The organism is Enterobacter cloacae complex sp. OE43NF, assembly GCF_023544405.1.
GTDB lineage: Bacteria > Pseudomonadota > Gammaproteobacteria > Enterobacterales > Enterobacteriaceae > Enterobacter > Enterobacter cloacae.
This window is the reverse complement of record NZ_JAMJFW010000110.1, coordinates 1-2,739: the sequence shown is the minus strand read 5'-3', so window position 1 is coordinate 2,739 and position 2,739 is coordinate 1. Positions and strand designations below refer to the sequence as shown.

Sequence of the window (2,739 nt, the reverse complement as noted above, 5' to 3'; positions counted from 1 at the left end):
TATTACGCAGCTTCTGATGCGCAGCGTGACGACTGGATGACGGGACTGTCTGAGGGTTATACGAACTGGGTGGACGAAGCTACTGATTATTCTTCCATGGCCGCTGACGGCATGAAGCAGGCCATGGGTGGCGCGGTCACCACGATCACCGACATGCTCAATGGCAACGTTGACAGCTGGAAGGACTGGGGCGTGAGCGTACTGAAGATTATCCAGAACGTTCTGGTGAACATGGCTGTTGCTAATGGCGTCAGCTCAATTGGATCACTGTTCAGTTTTGGTGCCTCGTCAGCCGCAACCGCCAGCAGCGGTACCGCTATTCAGAATGCTGGCGCGAACTTTACCTTTAATGCGAAGGGTAATGTTTACGACTCTCCGTCCCTGAGCGCTTACAGCAATGGCGTTTTTCAGACGCCTCAGCTGTTTGCTTTTGCCAAAGGCGCAGGGGTTTTTGCCGAGGCTGGTCCGGAAGCCATTATGCCGCTTACGCGCGCCGCTGATGGTTCTCTCGGTGTTCGTGCGGTCGGAGGTGGCGGCGGTCAGTCTCTATCTTCGGCGCCACAGGTTTATATCACCATCGATGGTAACGGCAACACCTCAACGCAAACCTCACCTGGCCTTGAGCAATTTGGCGCTGAGGTCGGAAAATTTGTTGATCAGCGATATAAGCAGAATGTAATGCGTGATATCCGCCCCGGCGGTGACATCTGGAACGCAATGAAAGGAAACCGATAATTATGGCCATCGAAACTTTCACATGGTGCCCACGGATTAACGCGGAGGCTGATACAAGTTTTCGCGTCAGAAAAGCCCAGTTTGGCGATGGATATGAGCAGGTCTCAGGGGATGGATTGAACACCAGAACCCAGCAATGGACGCTCAACTTCACTGGCAACGAAACCTACATTTCGGCCATTAAATCTTTTCTCGACAGGCATGAAGGAACGAAAGCCTTTCAATGGAAGCCACCGCTCGAACCTTTGGGTTTGTATCGTTGCGAAACGTATAAACCCACCGGGCTTGGCGCGGGGAAATTCAACCTTGAAGCAACATTCATCCAGGCATTTAAACCATGAGCTTAAACGCAGATTATCAGAAGCTGGAATCCGGAAACGATGTTCGTCTGATTGAGGTGGACGGTTCTTCCTTTGGGCTTACGGACGTTCTCCGCTTTCACAATTACAGCATTCCCCACACAGAAGCGGAAATCATCGCCGCTGGTGGGGATGAGTCCAAGCTTCCGGCGAAACCAATCTGGTGGCAGGGAAATGAATATGCCGCCTGGCCATATCAACTGGAAGGTCTGGAGAAATCAACCAGTGGGAGCAATGCAACGCCATCCCTGACGGTTGCGAACATCGAAAGCTCCATTTCAGCCCTGTGTCTTGCGTATGACGATCTGCTGCAGGCGAAAGTCACTATTCACGACACAAAAGAGAAATATCTCGATGCCAGAAATTTCGCAGACGGCAACCCCACAGCAGACCCGACTCAGGAAAAGCTGCAGGTCTGGTATATCGACGGGAAAACGGGCGAGCTTGCCGGTGAAACCGTTGAATTTGTTCTGTCCAGCCCGATGGACCTGCAGGGGCAAATGATCCCGACGCGACAGCTTCATTCCCTGTGTACCTGGTGCATCCGGAATAAATATCGTACCGGCGACGGCTGCGACTATGCCGGCACGCGCTATTTCGACAAAAACAACAACCCGGTAAGCGATCCGTCGCTGGATGAATGCAACGGCACGCTGACGGCCTGCAAACTCCGATTCGGCGAAAATAACGAACTCTCGTTTGGTGGCTTCCCGGGCACGTCTTTGATCAGGAGTTGATATGCGTCAGAAAACCATCGATGCGATTATGGCGCATGCTGCAGCTGAATATCCTCATGAGTGTTGCGGCGTGGTGGCGCAGAAAAGCCGCGTTGAACGTTATTTCCCGTGCCGGAATCTTGCCGCGGCGCCGGAGGACAATTTTGTCCTTTGCCCCGAAGACTACGCAGCTGCTGAGGACTGGGGAACGGTGATCGCCATCGTTCACAGTCACCCTGACGCCACAACGCAACCGAGCGAACTGGATAAAGCGCAATGCGACGCAACGCTTTTACCCTGGCATATTGTGAGCTGGCCGGAGGGGGATTTACGCACCATCCAGCCGCGCGGAGAACTGCCGCTGCTGGAGCGTCCGTTTGTGCTTGGACACTTCGACTGCTGGGGACTGGTAATGAGCTATTTCCGGCAAACGCATGGTATCGAGCTCCACGATTACCGGGTGGATTATCCATGGTGGGAAAACGACTATCCGGACAACTTCTATCAGGATTGCTGGTATGAGTGCGGATTCCGTGAATTCGACGGACCACCGAAACCCGGCGATATGGTGATCATGCAGGTCCAGGCCGATAAGTGGAATCACGCGGGAATTCTGCTGGAGGGAAATATGCTGCTGCACCACCTGTACGGACATCTGAGCCAGCGCGTGCCGTATGGTGGCTATTGGCAGGAACGAACGATGAAGATTCTACGTTTCAAAACGCTAATCTGAATTCGCTGGGTCGGCATATTTCTGAAAGGGTACTGAGCCTGTTATCATTAACCTTCAAACACAAAGGGGGAAAAATGAAACGCTTAGCACTATTGATATTGGCATTTGTTGGAATGCACGTTGAGGCAAGACCAATTACTGAAGATGAAAAATCTGCAGTAGAAAATGTTATCAGAGAAGAAATGAAGGACCCTGA

General features: G+C 52.4%; 4 protein-coding genes. All 4 read left to right on the top strand.

Features of this window, described 5'->3' with window-relative positions:
* On the top strand, nucleotides 1–735 hold a 735-nt coding region (locus M8370_RS23075; protein ID WP_250021840.1), incomplete at its 5' end, for a phage tail tape measure protein.
* 2 nt (nucleotides 736–737) lie between these two features.
* Complete coding sequence (locus tag M8370_RS23070) at nucleotides 738–1,076, top strand: phage tail protein (protein WP_000963855.1); 339 nt, start codon at nucleotides 738–740, stop codon at nucleotides 1,074–1,076.
* The gene (locus tag M8370_RS23065) at nucleotides 1,073–1,831 is read left to right on the top strand and encodes a phage minor tail protein L (protein ID WP_045407314.1); all 759 of its coding nucleotides are present in this window, start codon (nucleotides 1,073–1,075) and stop codon (nucleotides 1,829–1,831) included. Before M8370_RS23070 ends, M8370_RS23065 begins: the two co-directional genes overlap by 4 nt.
* A gap of 1 nt (nucleotide 1,832) precedes the next feature.
* Nucleotides 1,833–2,543 carry a C40 family peptidase gene (locus tag M8370_RS23060; RefSeq protein WP_250021838.1) on the top strand — a complete coding sequence of 237 codons (711 nt, stop codon included), beginning with the start codon at nucleotides 1,833–1,835 and terminating at the stop codon, nucleotides 2,541–2,543.
* Nucleotides 2,544–2,739: the final 196 nt, after the last annotated feature.

Bases quoted from the DNA above. Each gene is read 5' to 3' on its own strand.
- M8370_RS23070 (WP_000963855.1), top strand. From the start codon at position 738: ATGGCCATCGAAACTTTCACATGGTGCCCACGGATTAACGCGGAGGCT.
- M8370_RS23065 (WP_045407314.1), top strand. From the start codon at position 1,073: ATGAGCTTAAACGCAGATTATCAGAAGCTGGAATCCGGAAACGATGTT.
- M8370_RS23060 (WP_250021838.1), top strand. From the start codon at position 1,833: ATGCGTCAGAAAACCATCGATGCGATTATGGCGCATGCTGCAGCTGAA.